The sequence below is a fragment of the Nocardioides dilutus genome, from assembly GCF_054779555.1.
Map to the genome: position 1 here is coordinate 865,206 of NZ_BAAGYA010000001.1, position 13,950 is coordinate 879,155.

13 protein-coding genes are annotated in these 13,950 nt (G+C 72.1%); 6 read left to right on the forward strand and 7 right to left on the reverse strand.

Annotation, left to right across the window (positions count from 1 at the left end; genetic code table 11):
• The first annotated feature begins 60 nt into the window (after positions 1-60).
• Positions 61-390: a helix-turn-helix domain-containing protein gene (locus ACYVC6_RS04280; RefSeq protein WP_460711308.1), complete on the forward strand. Its 330-nt coding sequence runs from the start codon at positions 61-63 to the stop codon at positions 388-390.
• A 167-nt stretch (positions 391-557) separates the two neighbouring features.
• On the opposite strand, the gene ACYVC6_RS04285 is transcribed toward ACYVC6_RS04280, so the two are convergent.
• Genes ACYVC6_RS04285 through ACYVC6_RS04305 form a run of 5 tightly spaced genes read right to left on the reverse strand, consistent with a single transcriptional unit; the run spans position 558 to position 5,721 of the window.
• Positions 558-1,406: a 3-hydroxyacyl-CoA dehydrogenase family protein gene (locus ACYVC6_RS04285; protein ID WP_460711310.1), complete on the reverse strand. Its 849-nt coding sequence runs from the start codon at positions 1,404-1,406 to the stop codon at positions 558-560.
• Positions 1,403-2,146, reverse strand: a complete 744-nt coding sequence (locus ACYVC6_RS04290) for an enoyl-CoA hydratase/isomerase family protein (protein ID WP_460711312.1) — start codon at positions 2,144-2,146, stop codon at positions 1,403-1,405. The genes ACYVC6_RS04285 and ACYVC6_RS04290 overlap by 4 nt, the downstream gene beginning before the upstream one ends.
• Positions 2,143-3,306 (reverse strand): thiolase family protein, encoded by a 1,164-nt coding sequence (locus ACYVC6_RS04295; protein WP_460711314.1) that lies wholly within the window; start codon positions 3,304-3,306, stop codon positions 2,143-2,145. The genes ACYVC6_RS04290 and ACYVC6_RS04295 overlap by 4 nt, the downstream gene beginning before the upstream one ends.
• 25 nt (positions 3,307-3,331) lie before the next feature.
• Positions 3,332-4,549 (reverse strand): CaiB/BaiF CoA transferase family protein, encoded by a 1,218-nt coding sequence (locus ACYVC6_RS04300; RefSeq protein WP_460711316.1) that lies wholly within the window; start codon positions 4,547-4,549, stop codon positions 3,332-3,334.
• Positions 4,546-5,721: an acyl-CoA dehydrogenase family protein gene (locus ACYVC6_RS04305; protein WP_460711318.1), complete on the reverse strand. Its 1,176-nt coding sequence runs from the start codon at positions 5,719-5,721 to the stop codon at positions 4,546-4,548. The genes ACYVC6_RS04300 and ACYVC6_RS04305 overlap by 4 nt, the downstream gene beginning before the upstream one ends.
• Before the next feature lie 96 nt (positions 5,722-5,817).
• Here ACYVC6_RS04305 and ACYVC6_RS04310 point away from each other — a divergent pair, with 96 nt between their 5' ends.
• The gene (locus tag ACYVC6_RS04310; RefSeq protein WP_460711320.1) at positions 5,818-6,711 is read left to right on the forward strand and encodes a LysR substrate-binding domain-containing protein; all 894 of its coding nucleotides are present in this window, start codon (positions 5,818-5,820) and stop codon (positions 6,709-6,711) included.
• Positions 6,712-6,789: 78 nt separating this feature from the next.
• On the opposite strand, the gene ACYVC6_RS04315 is transcribed toward ACYVC6_RS04310, so the two are convergent.
• Together ACYVC6_RS04315 and ACYVC6_RS04320 are read right to left on the reverse strand one after the other, a co-directional pair.
• Entirely contained in the window at positions 6,790-7,785 is a 996-nt protein-coding gene (locus tag ACYVC6_RS04315) for a cyclase family protein (RefSeq protein WP_460711322.1), read from the reverse strand.
• Complete coding sequence (locus ACYVC6_RS04320; RefSeq protein WP_460711324.1) at positions 7,782-8,504, reverse strand: GntR family transcriptional regulator; 723 nt, start codon at positions 8,502-8,504, stop codon at positions 7,782-7,784. Before ACYVC6_RS04320 ends, ACYVC6_RS04315 begins: the two co-directional genes overlap by 4 nt.
• An 85-nt stretch (positions 8,505-8,589) precedes the next feature.
• On the opposite strand from ACYVC6_RS04320, the gene ACYVC6_RS04325 reads away from it, so the two are divergent.
• The 4 genes from ACYVC6_RS04325 (at position 8,590) to ACYVC6_RS04340 (ending at position 13,950) form a co-directional block, all read left to right on the forward strand.
• Positions 8,590-9,756: a CaiB/BaiF CoA transferase family protein gene (locus tag ACYVC6_RS04325; RefSeq protein WP_460711326.1), complete on the forward strand. Its 1,167-nt coding sequence runs from the start codon at positions 8,590-8,592 to the stop codon at positions 9,754-9,756.
• A complete protein-coding gene (locus ACYVC6_RS04330; RefSeq protein WP_460711328.1) occupies positions 9,753-10,943 on the forward strand; it encodes an acyl-CoA dehydrogenase family protein in 1,191 nt (396 codons plus the stop codon). Before ACYVC6_RS04325 ends, ACYVC6_RS04330 begins: the two co-directional genes overlap by 4 nt.
• A gap of 78 nt (positions 10,944-11,021) precedes the next feature.
• Positions 11,022-12,569 (forward strand): aldehyde dehydrogenase family protein, encoded by a 1,548-nt coding sequence (locus ACYVC6_RS04335; protein ID WP_460711330.1) that lies wholly within the window; start codon positions 11,022-11,024, stop codon positions 12,567-12,569.
• Between the two features lie 82 nt (positions 12,570-12,651).
• Positions 12,652-13,950 carry a cytochrome P450 gene (locus ACYVC6_RS04340; RefSeq protein WP_460711332.1) on the forward strand — a complete coding sequence of 433 codons (1,299 nt, stop codon included), beginning with the start codon at positions 12,652-12,654 and terminating at the stop codon, positions 13,948-13,950.

Sequence of the window (13,950 nt, forward strand, 5' to 3'; positions counted from 1 at the left end):
ACCCGCTGGCGCCGCCAGGGCAAGCGGTGCCCGAAGGGTCGGCCTGGGCGGTGGTGCGGGATGTCGCTCGCGGAGTTGGTCATCGTGTCGGTCAAGGTCGAGGGCCGCTCCAAGAGCGAGGTCGCCCGTGACTACAACATCTCCCGCTACTGGGTTCAGCGGCTGGTCAGACGCTACGAAGCCGAGGGCCAGGCAGCCTTCCAGCCCCGGTCCCGACGACCGCACTCGAACCCGCGGGCGATCAGCCTGGATCTGGAGGACCAGATCGTCCGGCTGCGCAAGGACCTGTCCAAGCAGGGGCTGGACGCCGGTGCGGAGACCTCCGTAGCCACCTGCAGATGGCGGGGACCGACCGGTTGCCGTCGGTCTCGACGATCTGGCGGGTTCTGACCCGCCGCGGGTTCGTCACCCCCCAACCCAGGAAGCGCCCCAAGGGCGCCGGGACACGGTTCGTCGCTGAGCAACCCGACATGTTCGCCTACCAGACCGGCTCGCCAATCGTGCAGGCCAACGCGGAGCTCAGATCCGCCCTGTCACCGGCTCAGCTGCGGGCTCGGTCACGGCCATGTGTAGAAGCCCTGATGCGTCTTGCGGCCCAGGTGGCCTGCGGCCACCAGGTCCCGGAGCACCTGCGGCGGGGTGAACCGCTCGCCAAGCTCGCGTGCCAGGTGCTCGGCGATGGCCAACCGCACGTCGAGCCCCACGATGTCGGTGGTTCGCAGCGGCCCCACTGGATGCTTGTAGCCCAGCGTCATCGCGGTGTCGATGTCGGCCGCCGAGGCCACGCCGTCCTCGAGCATCCGCATCGCCTCGAGAGCGAGCACGACCCCGAGCCGGGACGACGCGAAGCCCGGTGAGTCGCGGACGGTGATCGCGGTCTTCCCCAGCTCACCGACCCAGCAGCGCGCGAGCTCGACCAGCTCCTCGGCCGTGGCCGACCCGACGACGACCTCGACCAGCTCGCTGACCGGGACCGGGTTGAAGAAGTGGAGCCCGACCAGCCGCTCGGGGCGGGACAGACCCGCGGCCAGGTCGTCGATGGACAGGCTGGAGGTGTTGGACCCTAGCCATGCCCCCGGCGCGTGGCGCTCTACCGAGGCCAGCACCGTGGCCTTGAGCTCGGCGTGCTCGGGCACGGCCTCGACGACCAGGACGGCGTCCTTCAGCTCGGCGGGGTCTGAAGTCGTCACCACCCGGTCCAGGACTGCGTCGGCCGGGCCGCTGAGCGTGCCGCGCTCCGCCGCCCGTCGCAGCGCAGCCTCCACCCGAGCGCGCGCAGCGGCCGCGGTGGCCGCGGAGGTCTCCACCACCACGACCTTCCGACCCGCCACCGCGAAGGCGTGGGCGATTCCCGCGCCCATGCGTCCTCCGCCGTAGACCCCGACGGTCCCGGCCACGCCGGTCACGACTTGCTTCTCCGCTCCAGGAACGCGGTCATCCGCTCGTGCTTCTCCTCGGTTTCGAACAGAACGGCCTGGGCCAGGTCGTCGACGAAGGGGTGGGCCTCGCGCGGAGTGTGGAACACCGCCTTGGTCAGCCGGACGGCGAGCGGCACCTGCTCGGCGATCCGGTCAGCCCACCGATGCCCGGCGGCCAGGAGGCTATTCGGCTGGACAACCTCGCTGACCAGCCCGACGGCCAGGGCGGCGTCGGCGTCGAGGATCCGCCCGGTCAGGAGTACCTCCTTGGCCACGCTCTCCGGCACGAGCTCGCGCAGCCGCCAGGTGCCAGCGGCCGAGGCCAGGATCCCTAGCCCGGCTTCAGGGTTGCCGATGCGGACGCGGGGCGTGGCGATTCGGAAGTCGCAGGCATAGGCGAGTTCGGCTCCGCCGCCGAGCGCGTAGCCGTCCATGAGCGCGATCGTCGGCATCGGCAGTCGCCGAAGGCGGTCGAAGGCCGAGGAGTTGATGCCCCGGAGGGCGTCGTCGCGTCGGCGGTCCCGCATCTGGGTGAGGTCTGCCCCCGCGGCGAAGTGCCCGCCTGCCCCGGTCAGTAGGAGCGTCCGGGGAGCCTGCTCGAGCCGGGCGCAGAGGTGGTGCAGCGCCTGCGCGGTCGCGCGGTCGATGGCGTTGCGCACTGCGGGACGATCGAGCGTCGCGACGACGCGGTCGTCGCGCTCCTCCACGAGGAGGGCCGACTCGCTCACGACCGCTCCACCAGCACCGACACACCTTGGCCGACGCCGACGCACAGAGTGGCCAGTCCGCGACGGCCGCCGGTGCGCTCGAGCCGGCCCAGCAAGGTCAGCAGGATGCGGGTGCCCGAGGCTCCCAACGGGTGGCCGAGCGCGATGGCGCCGCCGTCGGCGTTGACGGTCTCGGGGTCGAGTCCTAGTTCGCGGATGCAGGCCAGAGCCTGCGAGGCGAAGGCCTCGTTGAGCTCGACCGCGTCGAGGTCGTCGACCGTCCACCCCGCCTTCGCGAGGGCCTTGCGCGTGGCCGGCACCGGCCCGGTTCCCATGATCTCGGGCGCCACCCCGGCGCTCGCGACGGCGACGATGCGAGCGCGCGGCTCGAGTCCGTGGTTCCGGAGCCCCCGCTCCGACGCCACCAGCAGGGCGGCGGCCCCGTCGTTCAGGGAGCTGGAGTTGCCCGCAGTGACGACCCCGTCGGGCCCGGTGACCGCGCGCAGGCGGGCCAGCGCCTCCAGGTCGGTGTCTGCGCGCGGGCCCTCATCGCGGTCGGTGTCACCGACCGCGACGATCTCGGCGTCGAAGCGACCGCTGTCGCGAGCCGCGACCGCCTTCTGGTGCGAGGCGAGCGCGAACGCATCGAGCTCGTCGCGGCGCAGCCCCCACCGCCGGGCAACCCGCTCGGCCGTCTCCGGCATCGACAGCGTCGTCTCCCGGTCGAAGCGGGGGTTGGGGAAGCGCCACCCGATCGCGGTGTCGAAGGCGGCCCCGGGCTTCGCCCAGGCCCGGGCCGGCTTCTCCATGACCCATGGTGCCCGGGTCATCGACTCCACCCCGCCCGCCAGCATCAGGTCGGCGTCGCCGGCCGCGATGGCCTGGCGGGCTGCTACGACGGCACTCAGGCCCGAGGCGCAGAGCCGGTTGACGGTGTAGCCGGGCACGGTCTCGGGCAGCCCAGCCAGCAGCGTCGCCATCCGGGCGACGTTGCGGTTGTCCTCGCCGGCTTGGTTGACGGCCCCGAGGACGACCTCGTCTAGGCCGGCGGGGTCGACGTCCGAGCGACGCACGGTCTCTGCCACGACAAGCGCGGCCAGGTCGTCAGGGCGGTGCCCGGCCAGTGCACCCCCGTAGCGCCCGATCGGCGTGCGGGCTCCTCCGGCGACGTAGGCGTCCACGGTTTCTCTCCTGTTCGGCTCGGGGTCAGGTGACATGCAGGACGGGGAACGGCGCGGCTGCCTGGACGGCGGCGCCGCTGGCGACGAGCTCGTCGACCCCGGCGCGGTCGAGGCCCGACTCCAGCAGCAGGTCGACGGTGTGCGACCCCAGGGCGGGGACATCGCCCATGACCGCCTCGACGTCGGCGAACGTCGCCGGCGGGAGGAGCGCAGGGACGAGGGCGTGCTCCGTGCGGACCGTGCGCCAGCGGTCGCGCTCGCGCAGCTGCGGGTGCGCCACGACGTGTTCCATCGACCGCACCTGGGCGGCCGGGACGCCGGCGCGCGCCAGTGCCGCATCGAGGTCGGTGGTCGTCCACGACCTGGTGCGTGCGGCGACCAGCGAATCGCAGGCGTCTCGGTGCCGCACGCGGTCGACGTTCGTCGCGAACCGAGGGTCGGCCGCGGCGTCCTCGATGCCGAGCACCCGGGTCAGGGCGAGCCACCCGGACTCGGACTGCACACCGATGAGCAGCTCGCCGTCGACCGTCGGGTAGGCGTCGTACGGCGCGATGGAGGCGTGGCCGGTCACCATCCGTCCCGGCTGGGCCCCCGTGGCGACCTGCGAGTAGAGAGCGTGGCTGACCCACTCGACGGTGGCCTCGAACATGCTGACGTCGACGGTCGCCCCCTCGCCCGTGCGGAAGCGTCGCAGCAGCGCGGCGAGGACCGCCTGCGCGAGGTACATGCCCGAGGCGATGTCGGATGCGGGGATCCCCGTCTTCACGGCGGTCTCCGGCGTGCCCGTGAGAGAGATCAGGCCGGCTTCGGCCTGGATGAGCATGTCGTAGGCCTTGCGGTCCTGCATCGGCCCTCCGGCGCCGTACCCGGTGATGTTGCCGACGACCAGCTCGGGCCTGTCGGCCCGCAGGCTCGCGGCGTCCAGCCCGAGCCGGCGCGCGGCGCCGGGGGCGAGGTTCTGCACCACGACGTCGGCACGGTCGACCAGGCGCCGCACCGCGTCGCGGGTGGCCGGGACCTTGAGGTCGACGGCCATCGACTGCTTGCCGCGGTTGAGCCACACGAAGTGCGCGCCCGTGCCGTGGACCAGCCGGTCGTAGCCACGGGCCAGGTCACCGCCACCCGGGCGCTCGACCTTGACCACCCGCGCCCCGAGGTCGGCCAGGTTGCGGGTGGCCAAGGGCGCCGCGACCGCCTGCTCGAGGGCCACCACCAGCACCCCGTCGAGGGGCAGCGCACTCATGCGCGCGCCCCTGCTTGGCGGACCAGGCCGCCGCCGATGATGAGCCGCTGGATCTCGCTGGTGCCCTCGTAGAGGCGCAGCAGGCGAACGTCTCGGTAGATCCGTTCGACCGGCACCTCGCGCATGTAGCCCGTGCCGCCGTGGACCTGCACGGCCAGGTCGGCCACCCGACCGGCCATCTCGGTGCAGAACAGCTTGGCCGCCGAGGGTCCGATCCTGCGGTCGTCTCCGGTGAGGTAGGCCCGGGCCGTCTCGCGGACCATCGCCCGGCCGGCCATGACCCCAGTGGCCATGTCGGCGAGCATGGCCTGGACGAGCTGGAAGCTCCCGATCGGCGCACCCCCCTGCGTCGCAGACGCCGCGTAGGCGACGGACTCGTCCAGGGCCCGCTGCGCGGCGCCTACCGCCACGCCGGCGAGGTGGATGCGGCCGCGAGCGAGTGAGGTCATCGCCGCCCGATAGCCGATCTCGGGCCGTCCACCGACCAGCGCCTCCGGCCCGATCCGTACGCCGTCGAAGGTCACGTCCGCCGTGCGGGAGCCCTCCTGGCCCATCTTGGCGTCCTTGACCCCGACCGCGACGCCCTCGAGGTCCGCTGGCACCAGGAAGACGGCGATGCCGTCGTGGGTCTCCGGCGCCGGGTCGAGCCGCGCGAAGGTGACGAAGAGGTGGGCGTCGGTGGCGTTGGTGATGAAGCGCTTGCTGCCGCTCAGCACCCACCCGTCGCCGTCGCAGGTCGCAGTGGTCCGCAGCCCGGCCGGGTCGGAACCCGCCCCCGGCTCGGTCAGGGCGAAGGAGGCTACGACCTCGCCCGCGGCCATGCCGGGCAACCAGCGGGCCTTCTGGTCGTCGGTGCCGAATCCGACGAGCACCTGGCCCGCGATGCCGTTGTTGGTCCCGAACATGGAGCGCAGCGCCAGCGACGTGTAGCCCAGCTCCATGGCGAGCTCGACGTCCTGGACCAGGTCGAGTCCGAGCCCGCCCCACTCCTGCGGCACGGCGTACCCGAACAACCCCATCTCGGCAGCCTGACGGCGCAGGTCGTCCGGGACGGCGTCGATGGCCATGATCTCGGTCTCTCGCGGCACCGCTTTGGAGCGGACGAAGAGCCTGACCTGGTCGAGGACGTCGGCGAAGAGGTCGTCGGGGACGTGGGGGTTGCCGGTGTACACGGCCCTACCCTCGCGGGCCGGATTGGGTCCGGTCCAATACTTGATCCACCATGCACTGATACCGTTTCGATATCAATCTCCCTGGAGGCAACCGTCGTGGACATCCAGCAGGTCCGGGCGTTCCTCGCGGTGGCCGAGGAGCTGCATTTCGGGCGCGCCGCGGAGCGCTTGCACACCGCACAGCCGCCGCTCAGCCGCACGATCAAGCAGCTCGAGCGCGAGTTGGGCACGACCCTGTTCGACCGCACCACCCGGTCGGTCGTGCTGACCGCGGCAGGGCAGGCGCTGCTCGCGCCCGCGCGCGACGTGCTGTCCTCGGTGGCCAGCGCGGTGGAGACGGTCCACGCGGCGGCCACGGGGCAGGTTGGGGTGGTGCGCGTCGATTTCGCAGGGGTGTCGACGCATCGCATCGTCGCCCAGCTCGCACGCGCCGTTCGGGCCCACCGTCCGGGGATCCGACTCGAGCTGTCCAGCGAGAGGTTCGCCCAACCGGCGATGCGCCGCCTGCTCGACGGGGCGAGCGACCTCGCTCTTGGTCGCTGGGACCTGGTGCCGCCGGACGTGTCCGCCGAGGTGGTGATCGAGGACGCGCTGGTGGTCGCAGTCCCCGACACCCACCCGCTGGCCCGCCGGTCGCGCACCTCCATGGCCGGGCTCGCCGGGGAGGGCTTCGTGTCGCTCCCACCGCACGACGGCGCGGTGCTGTCCGACCGGTTGCGGCGCCTCGCGCGGCGGCACGGGTTCGAGGCGGAGATCGTGCAGGAGGCTCCCGACACCCAGACCGCGCTGGCGCTGGTCAGCGCCGAGGTCGGGTGCCACCTCACGCTGGGATCGGTTGCCGCCAACTCCTCCGACCCGCACGTGGTGTTCCTCGAGCTGGACGAGGTCACCGAGGACGTTCACCTGCGCGCCGCCTGGAGGACCGGCGACGACGGTCCTGCTCTGCGAGCCGTCGTCGACCAGCTGCTGCGGCTCTGCCCCGGGCGCTGATCAGCAGCTTCCTAGCTCGAGCGGTCAGCGTGGGGACCAGCGCCGCGGGCGAGCGCCGTCATCCCGGGACGGGTCCGGTCAAAGCACGGCCAGGGCATTGGCCGGCGACCCGATCCCGCCCGGCAGGTGCAGCGGCGCCGCGGTGAGGAACACCTCGTAGCGCCGGTGGCGGCGGCACGCCGCGGCCAGGTCGTGCAGCCACCACAGCTCGCCCAGAGCCAGACCGAGCTGGCCGATCAGGCACTGGTGCAGGAAGCCGAAGGGCCAGGCCTCGGGCGAGAGGTCGAAGGGCAGCTGCTCGACGGCCGGGTTGTCCGCCGCGACCGCGCAGACCTGGGCGTCCCACAGGTACTCCAGGACCTCGGGTTCGCGGACCAGGCCGACCGACGTCAAAGCGTTCTGGGTGGACAGCTCGACGCGGACCTCCCGGCTCTGCTGGGCGTACCAGCGCAGCCAGCCGGTGTGCAGTAGCACCACGTCGCCGGCCTGCCACGTGACCCCGGCCGCGGCCCGGGCTTCCTCGAGGTCTGAGACCGTGATGCCGCGGCTGCGGCCGGGGTCGTAGTCGTTGTCACGTGCGGTGAGGACCGCCGCGACGTCGAGGAGGATCGCGCGCCCGGCCACTCCGCGGGCGGCGTACCGGGCGATGCAGTTGCGGCCCTCCTCCCTGACCTCGCGCATCGTCGCCCCGTTGTAGAACTGATCCGGGGCGTAGCCGACGTGGGCGAGGGAGTCCCACTGGCTGGAGGCCTGCGGGTAGAAGTCGTCCAGCTTGTCGTCGAGGTCCCAGCCGACGCCGAAGTCGATGACTTGGTGCCGAGCCGGGCCGCGCCCGAACAGCGGCGGGTCGATGAGCGACAGGTCGGCGTCGAGTGGGAAGGTCTCGCCGGTGACGACCAGCCGCGCAGCGCGCGTGACCCGCTCGGGCGTCTGCAGGTTCAGCAACCCGACCTGGTCGTCCTCGCCGAACACGTGCCAGCCGGACCGCACCCCGCTGGGCAGCAGCGGCAACGAGCGGTACGGCGGCAGGACGCGCTCGTCCGGCCCCGTCCCGGGCTCCTCGGCCGGCGTCATGACTGTGCCTGGGTCGACGTGGCGGCCGAGGAGATGGCCGAGGCGCCGGCCCGGAGACGGATCTCGAGGTCGGCCACCGCGTGCTGTCGGTGCTCCTCGAGCTCGCGAACGACGCGGTCGACGTCGCCGGCCTCGAGCGCCTCGATGATGCTGCGGTGCTCGTGGTTGACCCGCTGGCGCGCGCTGTCCTGGCCGTAGTACATCGACCGGTAGGCGTCGGTCGTCTGCCACAGGATGCGGATGAAGTCGACCATGCGCGGCCGGTCGGCCGCCTCGAAGAGTGTGAAGTGGAAACGGCGGTTCGCTTCGATCATCGCAGTCACGTCGGCGCCCTCGGCTAGGTGCTCCATCTCATCAGCGGCCGCCCGCAGGACCTCGAGGTGATCGTCGCGCAACTGGGGCGTGGCGGTCCGAACGACCTCGTCCTCCAGCAGTCTGCGGATCAGGTAGGTCTCGGAGAGCTCTTCGAGGCTCAGGCTGGCCACGCGGTAGCCGCGGTGGGGGACGTGGCGTACCAGCCCTTCGGCCTGCAGCATGGTCAGCGCCTCGCGGACCGGGACGACGCTCGTGCCGAGTTCGGCGGCCACCTGCTCCTGGTGGATGCGGTCCCCGGGCCGCAGTGCACCCGAGGAGAGCCGCGCGCGGAGCGACACGAGGGCCACGTCGTGCGCGGTCTGGCGCGGCTGGGAGGCGGCGGGCGACTGGGCTGGAGGCGTCATGACCCGCGCAGCGTACTGAAGCGGAGTCCTCGGTTGACCATTCCTAGAATTTATAGGATTCTCCCGGCATCGAAGAGGAGGCCCAGTGCACCGACCACTCGACGGGCTCGTCGTCGCCGATCTCAGCCGGGTGCTGGCCGGGCCGCTGGCGACGCAGACCCTGGCCGACCTCGGCGCGATTGTGGTCAAGGTCGAGCACCCGGCAGGGGGCGACGACACGCGGTCCTGGGGGCCGCCCTGGTCCTCCGCGGGCTCGTCCTACTTCGACGCCGCCAACCGCTCGAAGCGGAGCATCGTCCTCGACCTCGACGACCCCGACGACCTTGCGGTGTGCGACCGCCTGATCGATCGCGCCGACGTCCTCGTCGAGAACTTCCGGGTCGGCTCGCTCGCCAAGTACGGGCTGGACTCCGCATCGACCCGGGCCCGCTGGCCGCGGCTGGTCCACTGCTCGATCACCGGCTTCGGCAGCGCGGGCGGCGCCACCCTGCCGGGTTACGACATGGTCGTGCAGGCCCTCGGCGGGCTGATGAGCATCACAGGGGAGTCTGACGGCGACCCGCAGAAGGTCGGGGTCGCGCTGGTGGACGTGCTCACGAGCAAGGACGCCGTGATCGGCATCCTCGCCGCCCTGCGCCACCGCGACCTGACCGGGGTAGGGCAAGCGGTGGAGGTCAACCTGCTGATGAGCCTGCTGGGCTCGCTGGCCAACCAGGCCAGCTCCTACTTCGCGACCGGGGTGTCGCCGTCCCGTCTGGGTAACCAGCACCCGTCGATCGCGCCCTACGAGACCCTGCAGTGCGCCGACGGCCTCATCGTGGTGGCCTGCGGCAACGACGGGCAGTTCCGGCGGCTGTGCCAGGTCCTTGGCATCCCCGAGGTGGGCTCAGACCCGCGATTCGCGGACAACTCCGCCCGCGTGGCGGCGCGTTCCGAGCTGCGTGGGCTGCTGGAGGCCCCGCTGGCCCAGGCCACGGCGGCCGTGTGGCAGGCCCGGCTCACCGAGGTGGGTGTCCCCGCGGGCGAGGTGCAGGACGTCGCCGGCGGCTTCGCCCTGGCGACCCGCCTCGGTCTGGACCCCTTGGTTCATCCGGCGGGGGAGGGCGCGACGCCGCTCGTCGCGCACCCCGTGACCTACTCCGGCTTCGCGCCGGCCCCAGCCCGGCGCCCCCCGACGCTCTCCGAGCACGACCAGCAGGTCCGCCACTGGCTCGCCGGACCCGACCGCCCCCTCCCGAAGGACGAACCGTGACCACCCTTGCCGCCCCCCGCACCTTCTCGCCCGCGGACCCCGCCGGGATCGACCTCGTGCTGACCCAGGACGAGCGCGACGTGCGCGACGCCGTACGCCGCTTCTGCACCGACCACGTCGAGCCGCACGTCGCCACGTGGTTCGAGGAAGGTGAGTTGCCGGGAGTCCGCGAGCTGGCGCTCGGGCTCGGCGAGCTCGGGGTGCTCGGCATGCACCTCGACGGTTACGGCTGCCCGGGCATGACCGCCACCGAGTACGGTCTGGCCTGCCTCGAGCTGGAGGCGGCCGACTCCGGGCTCCGGTCCCTGGTGTCGGTTCAGGGATCGCTCGCGATGTTCGCGATCCACCACTGGGGCTCGGAGGAGCAGAAGCTGCGGTGGCTGCCCGACATGGCAGCCGGCCGCGCGATCGGCTGCTTCGGGCTGACCGAACCCGACGCCGGCTCCGACCCCGTCTCGATGCGCAGCCGTGCCCGCCGCGACGGCGCCGACTGGGTCCTAGACGCCCGCAAGATGTGGATCACCAACGGCTCGGTCGCCGACGTGGCCGTGGTCTGGGCGCAGACCGACGAAGGCGTGCGCGGCTTCGTCGTCCCGACCGACGTGCCGGGCTTCACCGCCCCACTCATCAAGCACAAGATGTCGTTGCGCGCCTCGGTGACCAGTGAGCTCGTGCTCGAGGGGGTCCGGCTACCCGCCGACGCGGTGCTGCCGGGCGCGTTCGGGCTGAAAGGCCCGCTGAGCTGCCTCAACGAGGCGCGCTACGGAATCGTCTGGGGCGCCGTGGGCGCGGCGCGCTCCTCGCTGCAGTGCGCCGTCGAGTACGCCGGCTCACGCGTGCAGTTCGGCCGGCCCATCGCCGGTTTCCAGCTGACCCAGGCCAAGATCGCCGACATGACCCTGGCAGTCGTCAGAGGCACGCTGCTGGCGCTGCACCTCGGACGGGCCAAGGACGCCCGCGGACTGCTGCCGGTCGAGGTAAGCCTGGGGAAGCTCAACAACGTGCGTGAGGCGTTGGAGGTCTGCCGGACCGCGCGCACCATCCTGGGCGCCAACGGCATCAGCCTGGAGTACCCCGTGATCCGGCACATGGCCAACCTCGAGTCCGTCCTGACCTACGAGGGCACGTCGGAGATGCACGCGCTGTCGATCGGACAGGCGATGACGGGGGAGTCGGCCTTCCGGTGAGCCAGATGACGGAAGTTCTATTTCGGACGTCCGTGATGTAACCTCCCTAGCGCCACATCGTCGAGATGAGGAGTGGACGTGAGTGCTGCGCGCAGCTTCCGACCGTACGACGGGACGGTCAACGGTTCAGTCGATGACAGCACGTGCGCTGAGGTCGAGGCCGCGGTCGGCCGCGCGGCCGGAGCGGCGGCGCAGGTCGCCGCCACCCCGCCCCGGCGGCGGCATGCGTGGTGGGAGGCCGTCGCGACCGCCCTGGAGGCGGCGGTCGAGGACCTCGTCGCCCTCGCTGACGCGGAGACCGGCCTCGGACCTGTCCGGCTCCGGGGCGAGATCGCTCGCGCGGCCGGCCAGCTGCGCTTCTACAGCCGGGTGGCCCAGGAGGGCTCGCACCTTGGCATCGCCGTCGACGCGTCGACCGAGACCACACCGGAGCTGCGGCGGATCCACCATCCCGTCGGGCCTGTCGCCGTCTTCGGAGCCAGCAACTTCCCCTTCGCCTTCGGCGTCCTGGGCCACGACACCGCGTCGGCGCTGGCGGCCGGGTGTCCCGTGGTCGTCAAGGCCCACCCCGCCCACCCGCTGCTCAGCGTGCGGCTGGTGGAGCTCGCTTCGCGGGCGCTCGACGAGGTCGGAGCCCCTGCGGGCGTGCTCTCGATGGTGCACGGGATGCAGGCCGGTCTGGCGCTCGTCCAGGACCCGCGGGTCCGGGCCGTCGGCTTCACGGGGTCGCAGGCTGGTGGCATGGCACTCTGGCAGGCCGCGCGTGAGCGCGACGAGGTCATCCCGGTCTTCGCCGAGATGGGCACCGTCAACCCGGTCGTCGTGACCACGAGCGGCATGGCTGACCTGCCGCGGCTCGTCGCGGGGTTCGTCGAGTCCTTCACCCTGGGTGCGGGACAGTACTGCACCAAGCCGGGCCTCTTGCTCGTCCCCGCTGGTCACGGCGTTGCCGCCGCGGTCGGCGAGCACCTCGTCCGGGCTGCGTCGCCGGCGGTCCTCCTGACTGAGGGGATCGCGCGCTCGGCCACCCTCGGCGTTGCCGACCTGGTCGCGGCAGGGGCCACAGTGGTCGCCGAGGTCCCAGGGGCGGGCGAGGGGTGGTCATCCGGCAGCGTCGTCCTCGAGGCGCCCGCGGCCGCGTTGACCCGCGGCTCGCGGCTGCTCGAAGAGTGCTTCGGCCCGGTGTCGATAGTGGTGGAGTACGGCTCTCACGAGGAGCTCCGCGACCTGCTCGGTAGGTTGCAGGGCTGTCTGGTCGGCGCAGTCATGACCGGCGGTGATGCTGACGACGAAGCGCAGGCCGTCGTCGCCCAGCTGGCCTCGATGGCCGGCCGGGTCGCCGTCGACACCTGGCCCACCGGCGTCGCCCTCGGGTGGGCGCAGCACCACGGGGGCCCGTGGCCCGCCACGACCTCACCCGCTCACACCTCGGTAGGTGCTGCCGCCTTGACTCGGTGGGTCCGTGCGGTGGTCTACCAGTCGACCCCCCCGGCGTGGCTGCCCGAGGCCGCGCGCCCGGACAACCCCTGGGGTGTGGCCCGCCGCGTCGACGGCGTCCTCGAGCCCGCGGTGAGCCAGGCCTCCGTCACCCCCTTGCCTGCCGGATCCGGAATCAGGGACCGCTGATCTCGTCGCGTTCGGCAGCCCGCGGACGCTGCTGGCCACCCACACTGAGGCCCCAGCGCCCGACAACACAGAGGAGTACGTGATGACAGCAGCGCCGACAGCGGAGCTCTCCGACCTGCCGCTCCTCACCGACCTCGTGCCGATCGCGGAGTGGTCGCGAGACCTCCTCGGTGCATCGCGCGCGCTGCTCGCACGTGACGCCGACCTGCTCCGCCACCCCGACGGCGGAGTCGTGGTGCTGCGCAACGCCTCGCTGCGCTCCTTGGCCGAGAACTCCGCGGTGGGCAACGCTCCCGTGTCCTTCCTGACCGGACGCTCGAACGAGCGACTGCGCCGGGCGCGAGAGAGTGGGCAGGGGACTCAGTCTCCGGTGGGGACACAGCCGCTGGAGCACTTCCTCGGCAACCAGGTGTTCACCATGAACCCGCCTGTGCACACCGAGCTCCGCCGGGCCCTGGCCCGCCCTCTCATGCCACGACCCGTGCTGGCCTTCGTGCCCCTGGCCGAGAGGGTCGTGGACGATCTCGTCGAGGAGCTGGTGGGGACGGGTGAGGTCGACTTCGGGCCGGACTTCGCCGCGGTGTTCGCGACCCGGTTCTGGACCGAGCAGCTCGGGCTCCCGCCCGGTCACGCCGGCCGGATCCAGCACCTGATGGAGGAGATGAACCTGCAGTTCCGGTTCAACCCCGTGCCTGACGACCTCGCCCGGGCCCGTACCGCCACCCGGGAGTACATGGCGCTGGTGGAGTCGCTGGTCGACCAGGTGTGGGTCGCTGGCCCCAACGACCTGCTGACGCAGCTCGCCCAGGGCGTGCACGGCGCCGAGCGGGACGGCGTTCCCGTCGACTTCCGGGCCCACGTGGCGTCGAACTTCTTCGATGCCTTCCACACCGTGGGCGTCGCGCTCACCAACGCCGCCTACCACTTATTCACCAGTCCGAGCGACGTGGCAGCCGTTCGCGCCGATCAGTCCTTGGTCCCCCAAGTCTTCACGGAGGGCACGCGGATCTCGCCGCCCCTCATGCTGACCACCCGGATGACCCTGGAGGAGGTCCACCACGGCGACCACGTTCTTCCCGCGGGCACTCCGGTGCACATGATCTGGGTCGCCGGCAACCACGATCCCGAGGTCTTCCCAGACCCGGGTCGCTTCGACCTGTCCCGGACGGTCCGACACGCCACGACGTTCGGCGGTGGAGCCCACGTCTGCCCGGGGCGCAACGCCGCCCGCCTGCTCAGCGAGGTGGCGCTGCGTGCCCTGACCTCGCCCGACGTGCAGGTCGAGCCGACCGGCAGTGCTCAGTGGACCGAGGGCAGCGGCATCCGGCACCTCGACGCCTTCCGGGTGCGCTTCAGCCGCCCAACCAACAACGGAGGATGA

What these genes read in the sequence shown, in the direction of transcription:
- ACYVC6_RS04280 (WP_460711308.1), top strand. Translation starts at nt 61, where the DNA reads ATGTCGCTCGCGGAGTTGGTCATCGTGTCGGTCAAGGTCGAGGGCCGC.
- ACYVC6_RS04300 (WP_460711316.1), bottom strand. Translation starts at nt 4,549, where the DNA reads ATGAGTGCGCTGCCCCTCGACGGGGTGCTGGTGGTGGCCCTCGAGCAG.
- ACYVC6_RS04315 (WP_460711322.1), bottom strand. Translation starts at nt 7,785, where the DNA reads ATGACGCCGGCCGAGGAGCCCGGGACGGGGCCGGACGAGCGCGTCCTG.
- ACYVC6_RS04320 (WP_460711324.1), bottom strand. Translation starts at nt 8,504, where the DNA reads ATGACGCCTCCAGCCCAGTCGCCCGCCGCCTCCCAGCCGCGCCAGACC.
- ACYVC6_RS04340 (WP_460711332.1), top strand. Translation starts at nt 12,652, where the DNA reads ATGACAGCAGCGCCGACAGCGGAGCTCTCCGACCTGCCGCTCCTCACC.